Here is a 622-nt window from a genome sequence, read left to right as displayed (position 1 = left end):
TGAGGGGGAACCGTCCTTCATCCCACCTTTGAAGGACATTACAGATTCAATCTGAGGGAGAACTGTCCTTCATCCCACCTTTGAAGGACATTACAGATTCAATCTGAGGGAGAACTGTCCTTCATCCCACCTTTGAAGGACATTACAGATTCAATCTGAGGGAGAACTGTCCTTCATCCAAACTATGATAGAAAAACAACTCTACTTAGAAAAAAATATCCTTCAAATGGAATACATTATTTCAAACTTGTTCTTAACCTTCCCATTCCCAATATTTTGACTAAATCTACCCAAATAAAATAAGATAGAGGAAAATAAAACCAATGTTAGGGTGCAATTTAATGAAAATTCTAATGGTAGAAGATGATCGAACAATCGCGTCTGGGCTGGAATATTCCTTGCAGCAGGAAGACTATGAGACCATTCTCTGTCATAATGCCGAAACGGCCAAAAGCATGATTGAAGAAAAATGGCATGAAATTGATTTATTTCTTTTTGACCTGAACTTACCAGACGGGAGTGGCTACGATTTATGTGCACTTGTTAAATCCCAATCGGATAAACCCGTTATTTTTCTAACAGCCTTTGATGATGAGGTGAATGTTGTTATGGGTCTTGATAT

At 38.1% G+C, this 622-nt stretch carries 1 protein-coding gene; it reads left to right on the top strand.

Going from position 1 to position 622, the window contains the following annotated elements:
- Positions 1-341: 341 nt before the first annotated feature.
- On the top strand, positions 342-622 hold a 281-nt coding region (locus tag LRP83_RS23140), incomplete at its 3' end, for a response regulator (protein WP_230499187.1).

Source organism: Pseudoneobacillus rhizosphaerae, assembly GCF_917563885.1.
GTDB lineage: Bacteria > Bacillota > Bacilli > Bacillales > Cytobacillaceae > Pseudoneobacillus > Pseudoneobacillus rhizosphaerae.
Note: the sequence above shows the minus strand (reverse complement) of the source record. Positions and strands in the feature narration are given on the sequence as shown.